The organism is Paenibacillus taichungensis, assembly GCF_050994985.1.
GTDB lineage: Bacteria > Bacillota > Bacilli > Paenibacillales > Paenibacillaceae > Paenibacillus > Paenibacillus taichungensis.
Window position 1 is genome coordinate 1,460,090 of record NZ_CP194720.1, and the last position, 17,353, is coordinate 1,477,442.

Consider the following 17,353-nt stretch of genomic DNA (forward strand, 5'->3'; position numbering starts at 1 on the left):
TCCTTTCCTTTTTTGGGTAAATGGGATTATAATAAGGTTAAGCCAAGTCTTAGTACCAGGTTATAAGATCGGGTAGTAAGACGGGCATAGGCTCTGATTAAAAGGAGGTACCTCATATGAGTTCAAAAGGTACTGCAGACGCGGTCCATCGGCATGAACAGCTGGGACTTAGCGATGGTGAAGTATTGGATATGTACAAATACATGCTGCTCGCACGCAAGTTTGACGAGCGTTGCTTGCTCTTACAGCGGGCCGGCAAAATTAACTTTCACGTATCCGGTGTAGGACAGGAAGCTGCGCAAGTAGGCGCTGCATTTGGTCTGGACCGGGATCACGATTATTATTTACCGTACTACCGCGATTATGGCTTTGTACTGGCGGTCGGCATGACTCCACGTGAGCTGATGCTGTCTGCTTTTGCGAAGGCGGAAGATCCGAATAGTGGCGGACGGCAAATGCCGGGTCACTTCGGTCACAAAAAGCTGCGGATTGTAACGGGCTCCAGTCCAGTTACGACACAGGTTCCGCACGCTGTAGGGTTTGCATTGGCTGCCAAAATGAAGAAGGAAGAGTTCGTTTCTTTTGTAACTTTTGGTGAAGGGTCAAGCAACCAAGGAGATTTCCACGAAGGTGCCAATTTCGCAGGTGTTCATAAACTTCCTGTGATCATTATGTGTGAGAACAATCAGTATGCCATCTCGGTGCCAATTCACAAGCAGCTGAGTGGGAAAATATCGGATCGTGCACTAGGTTACGGGTTCCCGGGACTGCGTGTAGACGGAAACGATGCGCTGGAAGTATATGGTGCAGTCAAAGAAGCTCGTCGCCGCGCAATCGCTGGTGAAGGACCTACACTTATTGAAGCGATGATGTATCGGTTGTCTCCACACTCCACTTCCGACAATGATCTGGCATACCGGACCAAGGAAGAGGTTGAAGAGAATTGGAAGAAGGACGGCGTGCTTCGCATGAAGAACTATCTGATCGATTGCGGCATCTGGGACGAAGCCCGGGATGCGGATCTGGCTTCCCAGCTTGCGCTGGAAATGAAAGAAGCGACTGAATACGCAGACAACGCGCCATATCCGAAACCTGAGGACACTCTGACGCACGTTTATGCGGACAGCGAAGAAGGGGGACGGTAAGTATGGCGGTTATGGAATATATTGATGCAATCCGTCTCGCGATGAAAGAAGAGATGGAGCGGGATGAAAATGTCTTTATCCTTGGTGAAGATGTCGGGGTTAAAGGCGGTGTGTTCACTACAACCAAAGGGTTGCAGGATCAGTTCGGCGAAATGCGTGTCATGGACACACCTTTGTCCGAATCAGCGATTGCAGGTGTAGCTATTGGCGCTGCGATGTACGGTATGAAACCTATTGCCGAGATGCAATATTCGGATTTTATGCTGCCTGCAACAAATCAGATTATTAGTGAAGCGGCCAAAATTCGCTATCGCTCCAACAATGACTGGAGTTGCCCGATTGTTATTCGTGCGCCAATTGGCGGCGGTATTTTTGGTGGGCTGTATCACTCCCAATGTCCGGAATCGATCTTTTTTGGCACACCAGGTCTGAAAATTATAGCTCCATACTCGGCATACGATGCGAAGGGACTGCTCAAAGCAGCCATTCGCGACCCGGACCCGGTGCTCTTTTTTGAAAATAAAAAATGCTACAAGCTGATCAAGGAAGATGTGCCGGAAGATGATTACATCGTTCCAATTGGTAAAGCCAACGTGCTTCGCGAAGGAGCAGATATTACAGTTATCGGGTATAGCCAGCCACTTCATTTTGTCATGCAGGCTGCCGAAGAGCTGGAGCGTGAGGAAGGCATTACTGCCCATGTACTGGATCTGCGCACATTGCAGCCACTGGATCGCGAAGCCATCATTGCATCCGCTCGTCTGACTGGCAAAGTGCTGATTGTGCATGAAGATAATAAAACTGGTGGTGTAGGAGCGGAAGTTGCGGCTATCATCAGTGAAGAATGTCTGTTCGAGCTGGATGCGCCGATTCAGCGTCTCTGCGGACCGGATGTACCGGCAATGCCGATTAGCCCAACATTGGAGAAATTCTATATGCTGAGCAAGGATAAAGCCAAGGAAGCGATGCGTACACTCGCCGAGTATTAAGTCGTGTAGTGAGATAGTTTAAAAGCAAAGTTTGGAGTGATATAACCAATGAGTATGAAATGGATCGAGGTCATTATGCCGCAGCTGGCGGAATCGCTGGTCTCGGCTACCATTGCCAAATGGTTGAAAAAACCGGGTGACCGGGTTGAACAATACGAACCGATCTGTGAAGTAATTACGGATAAAGTCAATGCAGAGATTCCATCAACCGTTGATGGAATTATGGGTGATTTGTTGGTCGAGGAAGGTACGACCATTGCGGTTGGCGAAGCCATCTGCCGCATGCAGGTAGCTGCTTCTGATGCGGAAGCAGCTGAACAAGTAACCCAAGCTTCGCAGCAACAGAATGGTGATCATGTTCATGCACAACAAAGTGCGAACTACGTACCTGCTGCTGGTGCAGCGAGTACAACAGGCCATGATCCCAATCAGCCGATGCGTAACCGCTATTCTCCTGCGGTTCAATCCCTTGCAGCTGAACATGGTCTGAACTTGCAGAGCATTCAGGGCACTGGAGCAGGTGGACGGATTACACGTAAGGATGTACTGGCTGTCATTGCACAGGGTGGAAACGCGGGCGCAACGTCTGCACAGTCTTCTACTGTAGCAGGACAGCAGGTCTCTTCAGCAGCACCTTCAGGTTCTCCTTTCAGCGGATTGAATCGGGGGAATGCAGACTTGGGCGCATCTGCCGGAGAAACAGTTCCAGCAGCTGACGCAGGCGTTCCTGTGAGACATTCCGGTATACATCTGACCGAAAGTCCGAAAATTCCGCAAATCGAAGTAGAGGGTGGCGGACAGGGAAGATCCGAATACTTCATCGACGTTACTCCAGTTCGTAATGCCATTGCTCGTAATATGCGTCAAAGCGTATCGGAAATTCCTCATGCGTGGACGATGATTGAAGTGGATGTGACGAATCTGGTGATGCTGCGCAACAAACTCAAGGATGAGTTCAAGCGCAAAGAAGGTATTAACCTGACGTATCTGTCCTTCATGATGAAGGGTGTCGTCAATGCCATTAAAGACTACCCAATCATGAACTCCGTCTGGGCTGTTGACAAAATTATTGTCAAACGGGATATCAACCTGTCGATGGCAGTGGGTACAGAAGACTCTGTACTTACACCTGTAATTAAACATGCTGATCAGCGCAACATCGCTGGCCTAGCTCGTGAAATTGATGAGCTGGCACGCAAAACTCGTGAAGGCACGTTGAAGCTGGACCATATGCAGGGCGGAACCTTCACGGTTAACAATACCGGATCATTTGGGTCCATTTTGTCACAACCTATCATTAACTACCCGCAGGCAGCGATTCTTACCTTTGAGTCGATCGTCAAGAAACCTGTGGTCATTAATGACATGATTGCTGTCCGTTCCATGGCGAACCTTTGTCTCTCCCTGGACCATCGTATTCTGGATGGAGTCATTAGCGGACGGTTCCTGCAACGTGTAAAAGAGAATCTTGAAGGATACACCATGGAATCGAACGTGTATTAAGAGAGAGCAAGTGCATCATTTCAATGAGTTACAAATGATGCCAAGCGCTGAATAGATGGATAATGGGAAAGTGTATGTGCCAATGGCCGTGCACTTTTCCCGTTTTCTTCAATAGAATGCTCATCATTATACAATGAACATTGAAACAGAAGGGTGTGGGGGAATCATGAGCAAGCCGCTGGATGTTATGTACATACCGATGCTTGATTATGAAGAGGCTTGGAACCGCCAGAAAGCGATTGTGCAGCAACTGGATGAGGGAGAAGGAGCGGAACAGATGCTGTTGCTCCAGCATCCGCCGACGTATACGATCGGTTCACAGAATCACCCGGAGCACCTGCTTCTCAGTGAAGACGAACTGCGGGAGCAAGGCATCTCCTTGTTTCAAATTGACCGTGGCGGTGATATTACTTATCATGGCCCTGGCCAGTTGGTAGGTTACCCGTTACTTGTTCTTGGGCGGGATGAAGCCTTGGATTTACATGGCTATTTACGTTGTCTGGAGCAGATGATTATTGATTATTTGGCTGATCAGGGTATTGAAGCGGGACGTAAAGAGTCTTACACAGGTGTATGGATCGGAGATTTAAAAATTGCCGCTATCGGTGTAAAGTTCAATCGGTGTAAACATCGGCGCGGCTTCGTGACGAGTCACGGATTTGCTTTTAATATCACCTCGGGAATTCAGCACGCAGGCTTTCAGGGTATTGTTCCTTGCGGGATTGAGCAGTATGGTGTGACCTCGTTGGAGGATATTACAGGCAAGACTTACACTGTAGAACAGGTTGCGCACGATATCGTTCCATATTTTAATCGGATTTTCCCGTATGAGATTACCTGGATTACAGAAAAAGAAGCCCTTCCCCGTCTGTAAATCAGACAGTCAAAAGGCTTCAGGTTTCTATCCGAACAATAAAGGCTCGAGCGCTATGAAAAGGGTGGACCCAATCATGGCGAGCAGCATGAGATAGATAATGATGCGGAACCATTTCTTTTTTTGCATGATGAGAGAACTCCTTTCAACAAATAAATAAACAGACCATAGTAATTGTATTGTACCGTATCGAAGAAAGGTAGGAAAGTCCTATGATAAAACAGCAACGTGTTATTGATCATTTTATGGAACTGGTGCAGATTGATAGTGAAACAACCCATGAACAAAATATATCAAAAGTGTTAAAAGAACAGTTTACTCAGCTGGGCCTCAGTGTATATGAGGACGACACCATGGAGAAAACTGGACATGGCGCTGGTAATCTCGTGGTTACCTGGGAAGCCGAGAATACTGAAGAAGCAGCACCAATCTTTTTCACATGTCATATGGATACCGTAACGCCTGGACAAGGAATTAAACCTGAGCTGGGTGAAGACGGTTGGATTCGCAGTGATGGCACGACAATTCTGGGTGCAGATGACAAGGCGGGGATTGCCGCTTTGTTTGAAGCGATTCGAGCTATTCAAGAGAACAACCTTCCACATGGAAAAATTCAATTTGTGATTACCGTAGGTGAAGAGTCGGGTCTGGTTGGTGCACGTGCAATGAATCCGAAGGATATTGAAGCCGAGTTCGGTTATGCCCTGGATTCCAACGGAGCCGTGGGTACAATCTGTGTGGCTGCTCCGGCCAGAGCGGAAATTCAGATGAAGATCTATGGGAAATCCGCACATGCGGGTGTGAATCCAGAAGACGGCATCAGTGCCATTCAAGTGGCGGCCAAAGCAATTGCAGCGATGAAGCTGGGACGAATTGATGATGAGACTACGGCGAACATCGGCAAATTCCAGGGTGGATCAGCACTGAACGTCGTCTGCGATTTTGTGCAGATTGAGGCTGAGGCCCGCAGTATTGTGCAGGAGAAGGTAGAACTTCAAGTGGCCCAGATGCGTGAAGCTTTGGAAACGACATGCCGCAAATATGGTGCAACTGCTGAATTCCGCAGTGAGATCCTGTATCCTGCATTTGGCTTCCATGATGAACACGAGGTTGTTCAGCTTGCACAGCGTGCCATTCGGAGCCTGGGGCTGGAGACGAGCACGTTTGCATCCGGTGGTGGCAGTGATGCCAACATCTTCAATGGGTTCAACATACCTACGGTCAACCTGGCTGTAGGCTATGAGGACATCCATACGACGAAAGAACGCATCCGCGCTGAGGATATTGTGAAACTATCTGAAGTGGTTGTGGCTATTATTCAGGAAACGGCTGCAAGTAAAAAGTAATCCAAAAAGACTGAGGGTGAAACTCCCCCATGCTTCAACTGAAAAGTCCGAATCCGGTACAAACCGAGTTCGGACTTTTTGGCAAAACCATGTTATATTTCATGGGTATTGCAGACCAAGAACAGTATCATTTACGTCCAGCGAGCATATCGATTAATTTGGCATCTGGACCCCACTCACGCACCCATTGTCTGAGTATGAGCTGGACTTGTCTGGCTTGTCCGACCACGTGTACGGATTGCGGTGTTAAATAACTGTTCATTGGTTGTCCCCCTGATTTGCTATATTTGTTTGAAATCGCTATAAGCTCACCATATGCCAAAAAACAGAGGTTTATACGTATAAAGAGAATCAAAATTCGAAGAAGTGGAGTTGAAGAACAGATGAACCCAACCAATCATAAGCATCCTGCCAATCCAAAACTTGACGAAGAGACCATATCGACAAAGCCCATCTTTGAGGGCAAAGTCATTTCCCTTCAAGTCGACACAGTCAAGCTGCCTAACGGTCAGACTGCTACCCGTGAGATCATCCGTCATCCTGGAGCAGTTTCTGTCCTCGCGCTGAATGGAGATCGTATGCTCGTCGTTGATCAGTATCGTCAGGCCATGGGACGTACCGAAGTCGAGATTCCGGCAGGCAAACTGGACCCAGGAGAAGAACCTGAAGTGGCAGCAGCGCGTGAATTGCGCGAAGAAACCGGTTATGTAGCCAAATCACTGCGGCATCTGCGTTCATTTTACACTTCGCCAGGATTTGCGGATGAGATCATCCATTTGTATATCGCGGAGGAGCTCGAAGCAGGGGATATGGCTTTAGACGAAGATGAATTTCTTGAAGTATCCGAGATTACAATTGAAGAGGCTTATCAGTTGATGGATCAGAATCGGATCAGTGATGCCAAAACGATGATGGCTGTGTATGCATGGGATCTTTACAGAACAACAGGACGGTTTTAATGATGAATGAGCAACAGGTAGCGTCTGCAGGGTGGGAGCCTTGTTATGCAGACCTCCATATTCACATTGGACGAACTTCGCGCGGAGAAGCTGTTAAAATCAGTGGCAGCCGTGATCTGACCTTCGAGAACATTGCTAGAGAAGCCTCGGATCGCAAAGGAATTCATCTACTCGGTGTCATTGATTGTCACTCTCCGGTTGTACAGATGGACATCGAACAGTTGCTTGAGAACGGCACGATGTCCGAGCTTGAGGGAGGGGGCATTGCGTATCAGGACACAACCATCCTGCTGGGTACAGAAATAGAGCTACGCGAGCCGGGGATGCGGGAGTTCCATATGCTGGCTTACTTCCGTGATCTGAAAACCATGAAGTCCTTCACGGACTGGATGAAACGTTATATGAAAAATGTAAACCTGAGTTCACAGCGGGTATATGTACCCGCGCTTGAGATGCAGGTCGAGATAAAGGCGCGTGGTGGGCTTATTGTGCCAGCCCATGCGTTTACCCCGCATAAAGGCATATATGGCAGCACAGCCCCTCGTATGGCTGATGTGCTGGATACTAGCCTGATTGATGCCGTTGAGCTCGGGCTAAGCTCTGATTCATCCATGGCCAGTTATATTGAGGAACTGGATAAGGTCCCCTTTCTGACCAACTCGGATGCTCATTCTCTGGGCAAGATTGGACGAGAATACAATGAGTTGCATCTCGCGAAGCCTTCCTTTGACGAATTTAGTATGGCACTTAAAGGACAAGCAGGCAGAAACATTACAGCCAATTACGGTTTGAATCCAAGACTCGGCAAATACCATCGTACCTATTGTGCATCCTGCGGAAGCATTATGGACGAGCATGCGATGTCGGCGGAACGCTGTCCATATTGTGGCAGTTTGAAGCTTGTGCAGGGTGTACTCGATCGTATAATGGCAATCGCTGATCGGGAGAGTCCGCATATTCCAGCAAACCGACCTGCTTATCACTATCAGGTACCTTTGGAATTTATCCCGGGTTTGGGAAAAGCCAAACTGCGCCAGCTGCTGGACCGCTTAGGTACGGAAATGAACGTATTACATCGCACAAGCGAGGATGAACTTGCAGAGGTCGTTGGGCCAGTTCTTGCAGGTCTTATCGTTGCTGCGCGGAATGGTCAACTGGAATTGTCATCTGGTGGTGGGGGCACTTACGGAAAGGTGTCCAGCAAGGAAAGTTCAGAGTAGAGAAGTTTGCGGTAGGGTCATAAAGTGAAGTTAGCATCATTGGTACGGGAATGGCATTTTGTCATGAAGAAGAAATTGGAATCTGGACAAGAAGTCATACGTGTGCATTCCGGTTCATAAGAATGACTATGAGGATTTCACTCGACATCCTTGCAGCATGATAACCGGAAAGGGGACTCGTACCTGTATGCGTTCTGCCTACTTCACATTCAAAGGCCAAACCTCTTTATATGTATTCGTGGCTGTCTTGTTTCTGGTGGGTGTCATTTTTGGCGCCCTGATGGTTAATGCCCTATCCCTTGAACAACGCCAGGATTTGGAGGGATACCTCGGTAACTTCTTCATGACGGTACAGCACAGCGGACAGGTGATTGAGACCGGAACCTATTGGGACATTGCCATGCTTCATCTAAAGTGGGTTGGCCTGATCTTCATTCTGGGTTTATCGGTCATCGGCCTGCCGGGCATATTGGTTCTGGATTTTCTGAAAGGAGTGCTCATTGGTTTTACAGTGGGTTACCTTGTCGGACAGTATTCATGGAAAGGGCTGTTGTTTGCCCTGGTTTCCGTTGCGCCTCATAATTTATTCGTGATTCCGGTACTGCTCATTTGCAGTGTGTCGGCCATGACCTTTTCCTTATACATTATTCGGAACCGTGTTCTGATGCAGCGGACGCCAGGTCGTCAGAAGCCTTTTGCTTCATATATGGTGTTAACTCTCGTTATGGCAGCACTGCTGCTAGGGGTTGCGTCATTTGAAACATGGGTTACACCTGCGATGATGCGCTGGGTCACACCGATGCTACTACCAGCTTAGCTTTGCGCGTGATAGTGTAAAATGTTGACTTTAATTATGTACTCCCCCTATAATGAAAGAAGTGGGTTAAGTTGCAGTGTGCAGTGATTTCCTAGGGGGAGGGAGAAAATGGAAGCACGGATCGATAAAATTAAGCAGCAACTACAGTCCCAAGGATATAAATTAACGCCCCAGCGGGAAGCCACCTTAAGAGTACTTCTTGAGAATGAAGAAGATCATCTGAGCGCAGAAGACGTATTCATGCTCGTGAAAGAAAAGGCTCCCGAAATCGGTCTCGCAACCGTGTACCGTACCCTCGAACTGCTGAGTGAGCTGCATGTTGTAGAGAAAATCAACTTCGGCGACGGTGTAGCGCGTTATGATCTACGCGGAGATACATCCAAGCATCACCATCATCACTTAATCTGTGTTCAATGCGGAAGTATGGATGAAATACGTGAAGACTGGCTTGGACCGCTTGAAGAGCGACTGGAGCGGGAATTTAACTTTTCGGTAGTAGATCACCGATTGGATTTCCATGGGATTTGTTACCGTTGCAAAGCTAAAAATGACCAGAAGCCCAAAGACGAAGAATAACATAGCATATCTTCAAGCTCTCACCGGCGGTTTTGACGGGAGAGCTTTTTTGGTCCAGCGTGTGATGTGAGGTTTACCCTGAATGTCATATTCTTGTGTTCGGTAACATACCCTGATTCTAGACGAGTCGGATTCGAACCAGAAAGGGGTACAACCCATGATTATATCGCTGCGGAGAGGACTCCGTTTTATTCGATTTATCGTATTTTTTGCTGCATTAGTTTATCTGTTCTATCATGTCCTGGATTTGTTCAACGGATGGATCTCACCTGTGGACCAATATCAGATGCCAACAGGAAATGCGGTTAAAGTATTTCAGGAAACGGTTTGGCCAAGTAACGGGGAAGGACGTCCTACAATGGCAGAGCGTCTCCGTTTATTTTATTGGTACGGAGAGTAGCTGGACAGCCAGGGATGCAAATACGGAAGCAGGTTGCCCGTGTGGCAGTCCTGTCAGATGAGGAGCGTTGTGCATGAAGCAGACGATACACGCCTATGCCTTATACTTGGAAGAGGATAAAGGGATGTCGAGCAGCACGCTGGAATCGTATCTTCGGGACGTGGACAAGTTCATCGAATTTGCGGATAAAGAATACGGTATCCGGGAAGCGGAGCAGGTGCGCCGGACGCATGTTATCCTGTTTGTAGGTCAGCAGAAACAGGCAGGACGTGCGAATGCAACCATTGCCCGCAGCGTCGTATCCCTGCGCTCCTATTTTCATTTTTTGATGCGGCGTGGTGACATATTACAGGACCCTACGTTTGATGTGGAGGCTCCAAAAGCAGACAAGACACCACCGCAGGTGTTAACCATCCAAGAGATCGAATTGCTGCTCGCATCCCCCGATACCCGTTCACCGCAAGGGGTGCGTGACCGGGCCATGCTGGAGCTATTGTATGCGACAGGCATTCGTGTATCTGAACTGATTGCACTGGATGTGCGGGACGTACAGCCAGGCATGCGCTTTATCCGCTGTGGAGGTGCCGGTAAAGAACGAATTTTGCCAATAGGTGCGCCTGCAGCAGAGTGGGCAAGTGTTTATGTGAACGAGTACCGAAACCTGCTAATTAAAAATGATACGGACGAGCAGGCTCTCTTTGTCAACGTATCCGGTAGAAGATTAACCCGGCAGGGCTTCTGGAAGCTGCTCAAAAAAGCAGCGATGGATGCGGGAATCTCTGGTGAAATTACACCACATACGCTGCGTCATTCCTTTGCCGCTCACCTGATTGCCAGTGGGGCAGATACCCGCGCGGTGCAGGACATGCTCGGTCATGTGGAGCAGCCTGGGCAACAATATGGACATCATGGCCGCAAAACGATGAAAGAGATTTATGAATCTCATCATCCGCGGGCAAAATAGTTTCTACTTGGATATAAATCTGCAAAAAAAAGCGGAACAATAGTCTGATTTAGGATAAAATAAATTGAACACATTTAAACGCCGTTATACATAAGCGAATGCATCATTTCAGCGTGTAGCTTTGATTGATGCCATTTGCGGATACAGACGGATCGTTTCAACTCAAGGGGGAACATCTTATGACAGCATTAAACCAACAGATGATTTTGGAAGCGGCATCTTACATCCAAAGCAAAAGTTCCATTAAACCGGAAGTCGGTTTGATTTTAGGTTCAGGACTTGGCATTTTAGCAGAATTGATTGAAGATGGCGTCAGCATCGCCTATCAGGATATTCCGCATTTTCCAGTGTCCACAGTAGAGGGACATGAAGGCGAATTGCTGGTGGGAACCATCAAAGGCCGTCCGGTCGTCATGATGAAAGGTCGTTTCCACATGTACGAAGGATATGGCCCGGAACTTACTGCCTTCCCGGTGCGTTTTATGAAAGAACTGGGTGTAACTTCCTTGCTCGTAACGAACGCTGCAGGTGGAGTGAATACCTCTTATGAGGCTGGTGACCTTATGCTGATCTCGGATCATCTGAATCTCACAGGCAAGAATCCATTAATCGGACCGAATGACTCCGCGCTGGGTGTGCGTTTCCCAGATCTGTCCGAAGCCTACAGCCGCCGTCTGCGTGCGCTCGCGAAGGATACAGCCGCGTCACAAGGTTTTGATGTACGTGAAGGGGTATACGCAGGTATGCTTGGTCCAAACTACGAGACACCAGCTGAGATCGTGATGCTGCGTACGTTGGGTGCGGATGCTGTCGGCATGTCTACCGTTTCTGAGGTTATCGTAGCACGCCACGCCGGCCTGGAAGTGCTCGGTATTTCTTGTATCAGCAACATGGCTGCCGGCATTCTGGACCAGCCGTTGTCGCATGATGAGGTTATGGAGACGACAGAACGTGTTCGTGAATCGTTCCTCGCCCTTGTGCTGGCTGTTATTCCACAAATGTAACTGACCATTAAGAAAAGGCGATCTACCCTAATGTGATTCATTGGGGCAGGTTGCCTTTTTTATTTCCTTAACGGCTGTTCACTCATCCAGTAGTTCAGGCTCGTTTTTTGGTGTTTCACATGGATTACATAAAAAGTTCGGGAAATCATTCTTTACATGGAATAATTTACTTCAATCGGGCCGACAATGATTAGCAGTACATGCATGCATGGAACATGCAGTAAGCAAGTCATTTGAGGAGGTAACCTTAGTGAAGAAACGAATAATGGCATCGTTCATGACCCTTTGTATCCTGCTGTCCCTGATGGCATCAACCGCGCTGGCTGAAGAAACTCCCAAAGCAGCGGGGGGAACAGATTTGGCCCCGTCGGCACGCTCCGCCATTTTAATGGATGCAGATACGGGCACGGTCATTTTTGAGAAAAACAGTCATGATCAGCTGCCTCCGGCGAGCATTACGAAGATTATGACCATGCTGCTCACCATTGAAGCGGTCGATTCTGGCAAGATGAAGCTGACGGATAAAGTGAGAACGAGTGAATATGCTGCATCCATGGGTGGATCACAGATTTTTCTGGAACCTGGGGAAGAGATGTCGGTCGACGATATGTTAAAAGGGATTGCTATGGCCTCTGGTAATGATGCTTCTGTAGCAATGGCTGAGAAAATTGCTGGCTCAGAGGAAGCCTTTGTACAACTAATGAATGAACGGGCAAAGGAGCTCGGCATGAAGGATACTCATTTTGCCAACTGTAACGGCCTTCCGGTAGATAATCATTATTCTTCCGCGCATGACATTGCGGTCATGAGCCGTGAACTGCTGAAGCATCCCGGAATTACGAAATATACTGGTGCATATCAGGACTACCTTCGTAAAGATAGCGAGAAGCCATTCTGGCTGGTGAATACGAACAAGTTAGTTCGTTTCTACTCCGGTGCGGATGGGTTGAAAACAGGATATACTTCCGAAGCCAAGTTTTGTCTCTCGGCTACAGCGATGAAGGATGGTCTGCGTGTCGTTTCCGTGGTGCTGGGCGAACCCAATACCAAAACACGCAACAGCGAAGTGTCCTCGATGTTTGACTATGCTTTTGGGCAATACACGATGAAACCTCTGTACAAGTCAGGGGACCTGCTGGGCAGTCTGAAAATTGAAAAAGGTGAAGTTGCTGAAGTGCCGCTGAATGCAACACAAAATTATAGTGTGCTGATGCGTAAAGGTGCAAAATCGGATGAGATCCGTCATGAATTGCTGATGGCCAAAGAAGTAAAAGCTCCGGTCAGAGCAGGTCAGAGTGTAGGTAAACTAGTCGTCTACCAGGGCAATGAAGTTATCAAGGAGTTCGACATTCAGGCTCCGCAGGATGTGGACAAGGCAGGCTGGTGGAAGCTGTTCAAACGCACAACCTCCAATCTGTTCGATTAAACGGCGATTTATGCAGGTTGCGTACATCCTTTGAACATATTTTGTAGTTAAATAGGGGTTTTCTTCTAGTTTTGTCGGGGGGCAGGAAAAGCCTTCGGGAACGTAGAAATCCTTGTTCAAGACAGGGAGGAGAGTGAGCAAACGTGAACTTGCATGTGGAAATGGAACATCACCGCGGGATTCTGATTGTGCGATTATCCGGGGAGCTGGATCACCATACAGCTGACATGGTACGGATGCAGATGGATGAAGCCATCCAGCGCAGACAATGCGAGCATCTGGTACTCAGCCTGAAAGATCTGCAATTTATGGACAGTTCGGGTCTGGGTGTCATTTTGGGAAGATACAAGCTCATTAAGAATAAAGGCGGCAAGATGGTTGTCTGTGATGTCAATCCGCCAGTGTATCGTTTGCTGGAAATGTCGGGTTTGTTCAAGATTATGCCGATTTACGAAAATGAGGGAACTGCTCTCTCGGGTCTGGAGGTCGTCTCATGAATGAAGGAACGGGGACAAATTTCATGAATCTGCAATTCGCGGCCAAGTCGGAGAACGAATCGTTCGCACGGGTGACGGTTGCTGCCTTCATCTCCCAGCTTGATCCTACGATGGACGAGCTTAGCGATCTGAAGACAGTCATTTCGGAAGCCGTAACGAACAGCATCATCCACGGTTATAACAACAATCCGGAAGGTGTCGTGTCCATTCAAGCCGAGATTCGCGATGACATGATCACCATCATTGTGGAAGACCGCGGTGAAGGCATCGAAGATCTTGAACTGGCCAAACAGCCGTTGTATACGTCCAAACCCGAACTTGAGCGCTCGGGCATGGGCTTCACCATTATGGAAAACTTCATGGATGAATTCGAAGTCAGCAGTGAGCCCGGCAGAGGCACCTCCATCAAGATGAAGAAAAGGATTGAATCCAAGAAAGCATTGTATAATTAGGGGTTGGTGGTCTTATGGATGCTGAAGTGAAACAGTCTTCACAGACCTATTTGGACGATGCCGAGGTCAAACGGCTGATTGCGCTCAGTCAGTCGGGTGACCATGTCGCACGGGATACGCTGGTGAACTGCAACATCAGACTCGTCTGGTCCGTCGTACAACGTTTTATGAACAGGGGATATGAGCCGGAAGATCTGTTCCAGATTGGTTGTATCGGGCTGCTAAAATCGGTGGATAAATTCGATCTCAGTTATGATGTAAAATTCTCCACCTATGCTGTCCCGATGATTATCGGAGAAATTCAGCGCTTCCTGCGGGACGACGGCACCCTTAAGGTCAGTCGTTCACTGAAGGAGATGGCGAATAAAGTCCGCAAGAAAAGGGATGAGTTGTCCAAAAACCTGGACCGTCTGCCCACGATCAAGGAAGTGGCTGAAGAGCTGGGGGTAACCCCGGAGGAAGTTGTTTTTGCGCAGGAAGCGAACAAACCGCCTACCTCTATACATGAGACGGTTTTTGAGAATGACGGCGATCCGATTACACTAATGGACCAGATTGCCGACGAGTCTCAGGAACGGTGGTTTGACAAACTGGCGCTAAACGAAGCAATTGGCGGTCTCAGTGAACGGGAACGGCTGATTGTATACCTCCGGTATTACCGGGATCAGACCCAGTCCGAGGTCGCCAGTAGGCTGGGTATATCCCAGGTGCAGGTGTCGCGGCTGGAGAAAAAAATACTTCAATCCATCCGCGACCAGATTGCACAGTGATTTTGGATTGCAGGCAACAATATTGGTGTTAAAACACCAATATACGACAACTAACAACCTTCTATCGCGCATTAATATGCGAAGAAGGTTATTTGTCGTTAGCCTGGATGGGTTTGGGACGATTCGACTGCAACAATAATATCAATCCAATGATACATGCGGTACCCAGCCATTGAAATAAACCAAAAGGCTCATGTAACCAAATAACAGTGGTGCCAACGGCAGCAAGAGGCTCCGCACTTCCCATTAAACTTGTTTCTTTGGCTGTCAGGCTTTTTAAACTTTCGATATAGAACCAGAATGCAATCATTGTCCCTAAAATAATGGTAAAGGCCAAATATCCGTAGGTTTCCAAACGCAAGCTGGCAAAGTCCATTTTCCATGGTGGGTGGATGAGACTCAGTGCAGCCCCTCCGATAATCATTGCCCAGCCGACTACGACGAGTGAATCAAACTTTTCAATCAGCTTCACGGCGTAGAGGGTATAGAAGGCAGCGGCAACCCCGGATAACAACCCCCACAAAACTGCGGGTAAAGGCACAGACAATTGGGAGAGAGAACCATTAGTCAGGAGAAGAAAACACCCGCTCAGAGCCAGAATCGCTGATATAACATCCTTTCTGGTCAGAGTAGCCTGTTTTCTCCAGAACATATAGACCATGATCATGACTGGTGACAGATATTGAAGTAGTGTCGCCACCGCGGAGTTGCCATGTTGAATAGACGCCATGTACGTATATTGAACAGCAAGCATCCCGAATAATCCGAAAGTGATTAGCTGCAAGGCTGTTTTTTTCTGCTTCCACATATCGAAAATTTGCGAGCGCCTTGTAGTAAAGGATTGAACCGTCAGCAGCAGTATACCCGCAATCAGCAGTCGTACCGTTACAAACCAGTTGACTTCGATTCCGTATTGTTGAAACAGTTTTTGTGAAACCGTTCCACCAATGCCCCAGCATATCGCTCCTGTAAGAACGAAGAAGAGGCCTGATTTTCTGGATCTTTGAATAGATATTTTCATGAATAGCGTCCTCACCTTAAATATAAGAATAGTGCTATATTAAAACGTAATAGGCTATAATAATATCAATATCGCACAGATAAATATCATTATATTGAGATGAGAAAATATGCTTAAAGTAGAATTCAGGATTGATCAAAACGGGAGGGAACTAACGGAGCATCGTACAGTTACTCTGCCTGTTGCGTGTTATGAAACCACAATTGTACGCAATGTTCACGGGCATATTCCTTTGCACTGGCATGATGAATTGCAGTTTGTTTTGGTTGTCCAGGGCGAAGCTCTTTTTTATGTAAATGATCAAAAGATCGTTGTGCCACAAGGCGACGGGCTGTTTATCAACAGTGGTTGTATGCACATGGCGGAGGAACGGGGGGAGAAGGATAATTGTATTTATCTTTGTCTAAATGTCTCTCCGCAATTTGTTGTACCATCCGAGTTATATTTGAAGTACGTTCATCCTTATATCTCAGCAACCAATTTACCTTATCTTCATATCAAAAGGGAAGTTCTCTGGGGAGCTCAAGTCCTGAACGCCATTCGGCATGTTAAAAAGGACCTGGATGAGCAGGCTCCATTTTACGAAATGAATGTGGCTTCAAGCCTTTTGACGATATGGAAACATCTGATTACAAGCGGATACGCGCTGGAATATGATCCATCCAAAATCATTAGAAGCAGACGAATAAAGGACATGGTTGAATGGATTCACCTGCACTCCGCTGAACCAATCAAATTGGAGGATATTGCGAGGGCGGGTCAGTTAAGTCGCTCGGAAACCTGCCGTTATTTCAAGCAAATGCTGAAGACAACCCCTATGCAGTATGTAATCGATTATCGCATCCAAAAGAGCGTGGAGCTGTTGCAACTCCAGGAACGCAGTATAACCGAAATTGCTTATGAAGTTGGATTTAATAGCACAAGCTATTTTATTAATCAGTTTCGCAAAATCATGCAAATCACCCCGTTGAAGTTCAGAAGAGAAATGGAGTTGAGGAATAAGGAGGGTTATTGAACAGGGAGTAAAAAAATGAAGGTATTGTTATCCGCGCTTCTGATAATCACGGCTTTTGTTTTTGTACATGCGTTATTTCCCCAAAGATACCTAATCCCCAAGTTTCTTACCAGTCAATCCATACCCTCTTCTCTTCTCAGTAAGTCGCTATATTAGCGGCTTTTTTTGTTTGAGTAACAAAAGGATTGTGAAAAAATAAAGTCCAAGTTCACCAGCTATTATTTCTCCTATTACCGCCTTCCAGCATATTTATTTCAGTCCTTTGGAAAAAAGGGACCCATGCAGCGGAGGGATGGAATCGGACAAAGGAGCGAAGCGTGAGGGTTCGTCTAAGGATACACACAAGCAACGCAGGCGGCAGATTAGACCTGAAGA

Annotated in this window: 20 protein-coding genes; 17 read left to right on the top strand and 3 right to left on the bottom strand. The window is 47.5% G+C overall.

What is annotated here, in order from left to right:
* The first annotated feature begins 116 nt into the window (after nt 1-116).
* The 4 genes from ACR1R9_RS06710 (at nt 117) to lipB (ending at nt 4,511) form a co-directional block, all read left to right on the top strand.
* Nucleotides 117-1,145, top strand: coding sequence for a thiamine pyrophosphate-dependent dehydrogenase E1 component subunit alpha (locus ACR1R9_RS06710; RefSeq protein ID WP_099858198.1), 1,029 nt, complete (start codon nt 117-119; stop codon nt 1,143-1,145).
* Between the two features lie 2 nt (nt 1,146-1,147).
* Nucleotides 1,148-2,134, top strand: a complete 987-nt coding sequence (locus ACR1R9_RS06715) for an alpha-ketoacid dehydrogenase subunit beta (RefSeq protein WP_024630968.1) — start codon at nt 1,148-1,150, stop codon at nt 2,132-2,134.
* 48 nt (nt 2,135-2,182) lie between these two features.
* Nucleotides 2,183-3,637 (top strand): dihydrolipoamide acetyltransferase family protein, encoded by a 1,455-nt coding sequence (locus ACR1R9_RS06720; RefSeq protein ID WP_076291898.1) that lies wholly within the window; start codon nt 2,183-2,185, stop codon nt 3,635-3,637.
* A 166-nt stretch (nt 3,638-3,803) separates the two neighbouring features.
* Entirely contained in the window at nt 3,804-4,511 is a 708-nt protein-coding gene (gene lipB, locus ACR1R9_RS06725; RefSeq protein WP_433923752.1) for a lipoyl(octanoyl) transferase LipB, read from the top strand.
* Between the two features lie 27 nt (nt 4,512-4,538).
* On the opposite strand, the gene prli42 is transcribed toward lipB, so the two are convergent.
* Nucleotides 4,539-4,640 (bottom strand): stressosome-associated protein Prli42, encoded by a 102-nt coding sequence (prli42, locus tag ACR1R9_RS06730; protein ID WP_090810668.1) that lies wholly within the window; start codon nt 4,638-4,640, stop codon nt 4,539-4,541.
* Between the two features lie 83 nt (nt 4,641-4,723).
* On the opposite strand from prli42, the gene ACR1R9_RS06735 reads away from it, so the two are divergent.
* Complete coding sequence (locus ACR1R9_RS06735) at nt 4,724-5,857, top strand: tripeptidase T (protein ID WP_076291900.1); 1,134 nt, start codon at nt 4,724-4,726, stop codon at nt 5,855-5,857.
* 127 nt (nt 5,858-5,984) lie between these two features.
* Here ACR1R9_RS06735 and ACR1R9_RS06740 read toward each other — a convergent pair whose 3' ends face one another.
* On the bottom strand, nt 5,985-6,119 hold the full coding sequence (locus ACR1R9_RS06740; RefSeq protein WP_143764840.1) for a Z-ring formation inhibitor MciZ: 135 nt from the start codon (nt 6,117-6,119) through the stop codon (nt 5,985-5,987).
* Nucleotides 6,120-6,240: 121 nt separating this feature from the next.
* Here ACR1R9_RS06740 and ACR1R9_RS06745 point away from each other — a divergent pair, with 121 nt between their 5' ends.
* From ACR1R9_RS06745 to sigF, 11 genes are all read left to right on the top strand, one after another.
* Complete coding sequence (locus ACR1R9_RS06745) at nt 6,241-6,816, top strand: NUDIX hydrolase (RefSeq protein WP_433921471.1); 576 nt, start codon at nt 6,241-6,243, stop codon at nt 6,814-6,816.
* Nucleotides 6,816-8,036: an endonuclease Q family protein gene (locus ACR1R9_RS06750; protein WP_433921470.1), complete on the top strand. Its 1,221-nt coding sequence runs from the start codon at nt 6,816-6,818 to the stop codon at nt 8,034-8,036. Before ACR1R9_RS06745 ends, ACR1R9_RS06750 begins: the two co-directional genes overlap by 1 nt.
* Before the next feature lie 187 nt (nt 8,037-8,223).
* Entirely contained in the window at nt 8,224-8,853 is a 630-nt protein-coding gene (gene spoIIM / locus ACR1R9_RS06755; RefSeq protein WP_076291903.1) for a stage II sporulation protein M, read from the top strand.
* A 108-nt stretch (nt 8,854-8,961) separates the two neighbouring features.
* Nucleotides 8,962-9,429 (top strand): Fur family transcriptional regulator, encoded by a 468-nt coding sequence (locus ACR1R9_RS06760; RefSeq protein WP_063565729.1) that lies wholly within the window; start codon nt 8,962-8,964, stop codon nt 9,427-9,429.
* A 157-nt stretch (nt 9,430-9,586) separates the two neighbouring features.
* Nucleotides 9,587-9,829, top strand: a complete 243-nt coding sequence (locus ACR1R9_RS06765) for a DUF4227 family protein (RefSeq protein ID WP_024630960.1) — start codon at nt 9,587-9,589, stop codon at nt 9,827-9,829.
* A 73-nt stretch (nt 9,830-9,902) separates the two neighbouring features.
* Complete coding sequence (locus tag ACR1R9_RS06770; RefSeq protein ID WP_076291904.1) at nt 9,903-10,793, top strand: tyrosine recombinase; 891 nt, start codon at nt 9,903-9,905, stop codon at nt 10,791-10,793.
* Between the two features lie 179 nt (nt 10,794-10,972).
* Nucleotides 10,973-11,797 carry a purine-nucleoside phosphorylase gene (locus ACR1R9_RS06775; RefSeq protein ID WP_433921469.1) on the top strand — a complete coding sequence of 275 codons (825 nt, stop codon included), beginning with the start codon at nt 10,973-10,975 and terminating at the stop codon, nt 11,795-11,797.
* 250 nt (nt 11,798-12,047) lie between these two features.
* Nucleotides 12,048-13,223 (top strand): D-alanyl-D-alanine carboxypeptidase family protein, encoded by a 1,176-nt coding sequence (locus ACR1R9_RS06780; RefSeq protein WP_433921468.1) that lies wholly within the window; start codon nt 12,048-12,050, stop codon nt 13,221-13,223.
* A 143-nt stretch (nt 13,224-13,366) separates the two neighbouring features.
* Nucleotides 13,367-13,720, top strand: a complete 354-nt coding sequence (gene spoIIAA / locus ACR1R9_RS06785) for an anti-sigma F factor antagonist (RefSeq protein ID WP_036663380.1) — start codon at nt 13,367-13,369, stop codon at nt 13,718-13,720.
* Entirely contained in the window at nt 13,717-14,172 is a 456-nt protein-coding gene (gene spoIIAB / locus ACR1R9_RS06790; RefSeq protein WP_062324397.1) for an anti-sigma F factor, read from the top strand. Before spoIIAA ends, spoIIAB begins: the two co-directional genes overlap by 4 nt.
* Before the next feature lie 14 nt (nt 14,173-14,186).
* Complete coding sequence (gene sigF, locus ACR1R9_RS06795) at nt 14,187-14,942, top strand: RNA polymerase sporulation sigma factor SigF (protein WP_076291907.1); 756 nt, start codon at nt 14,187-14,189, stop codon at nt 14,940-14,942.
* A gap of 88 nt (nt 14,943-15,030) precedes the next feature.
* On the opposite strand, the gene ACR1R9_RS06800 is transcribed toward sigF, so the two are convergent.
* Nucleotides 15,031-15,963: a DMT family transporter gene (locus ACR1R9_RS06800; protein ID WP_433921467.1), complete on the bottom strand. Its 933-nt coding sequence runs from the start codon at nt 15,961-15,963 to the stop codon at nt 15,031-15,033.
* Nucleotides 15,964-16,072: 109 nt separating this feature from the next.
* Here ACR1R9_RS06800 and ACR1R9_RS06805 point away from each other — a divergent pair, with 109 nt between their 5' ends.
* Nucleotides 16,073-16,978 (top strand): AraC family transcriptional regulator, encoded by a 906-nt coding sequence (locus ACR1R9_RS06805; protein ID WP_433921466.1) that lies wholly within the window; start codon nt 16,073-16,075, stop codon nt 16,976-16,978.
* Nucleotides 16,979-17,353 lie beyond the last annotated feature (375 nt).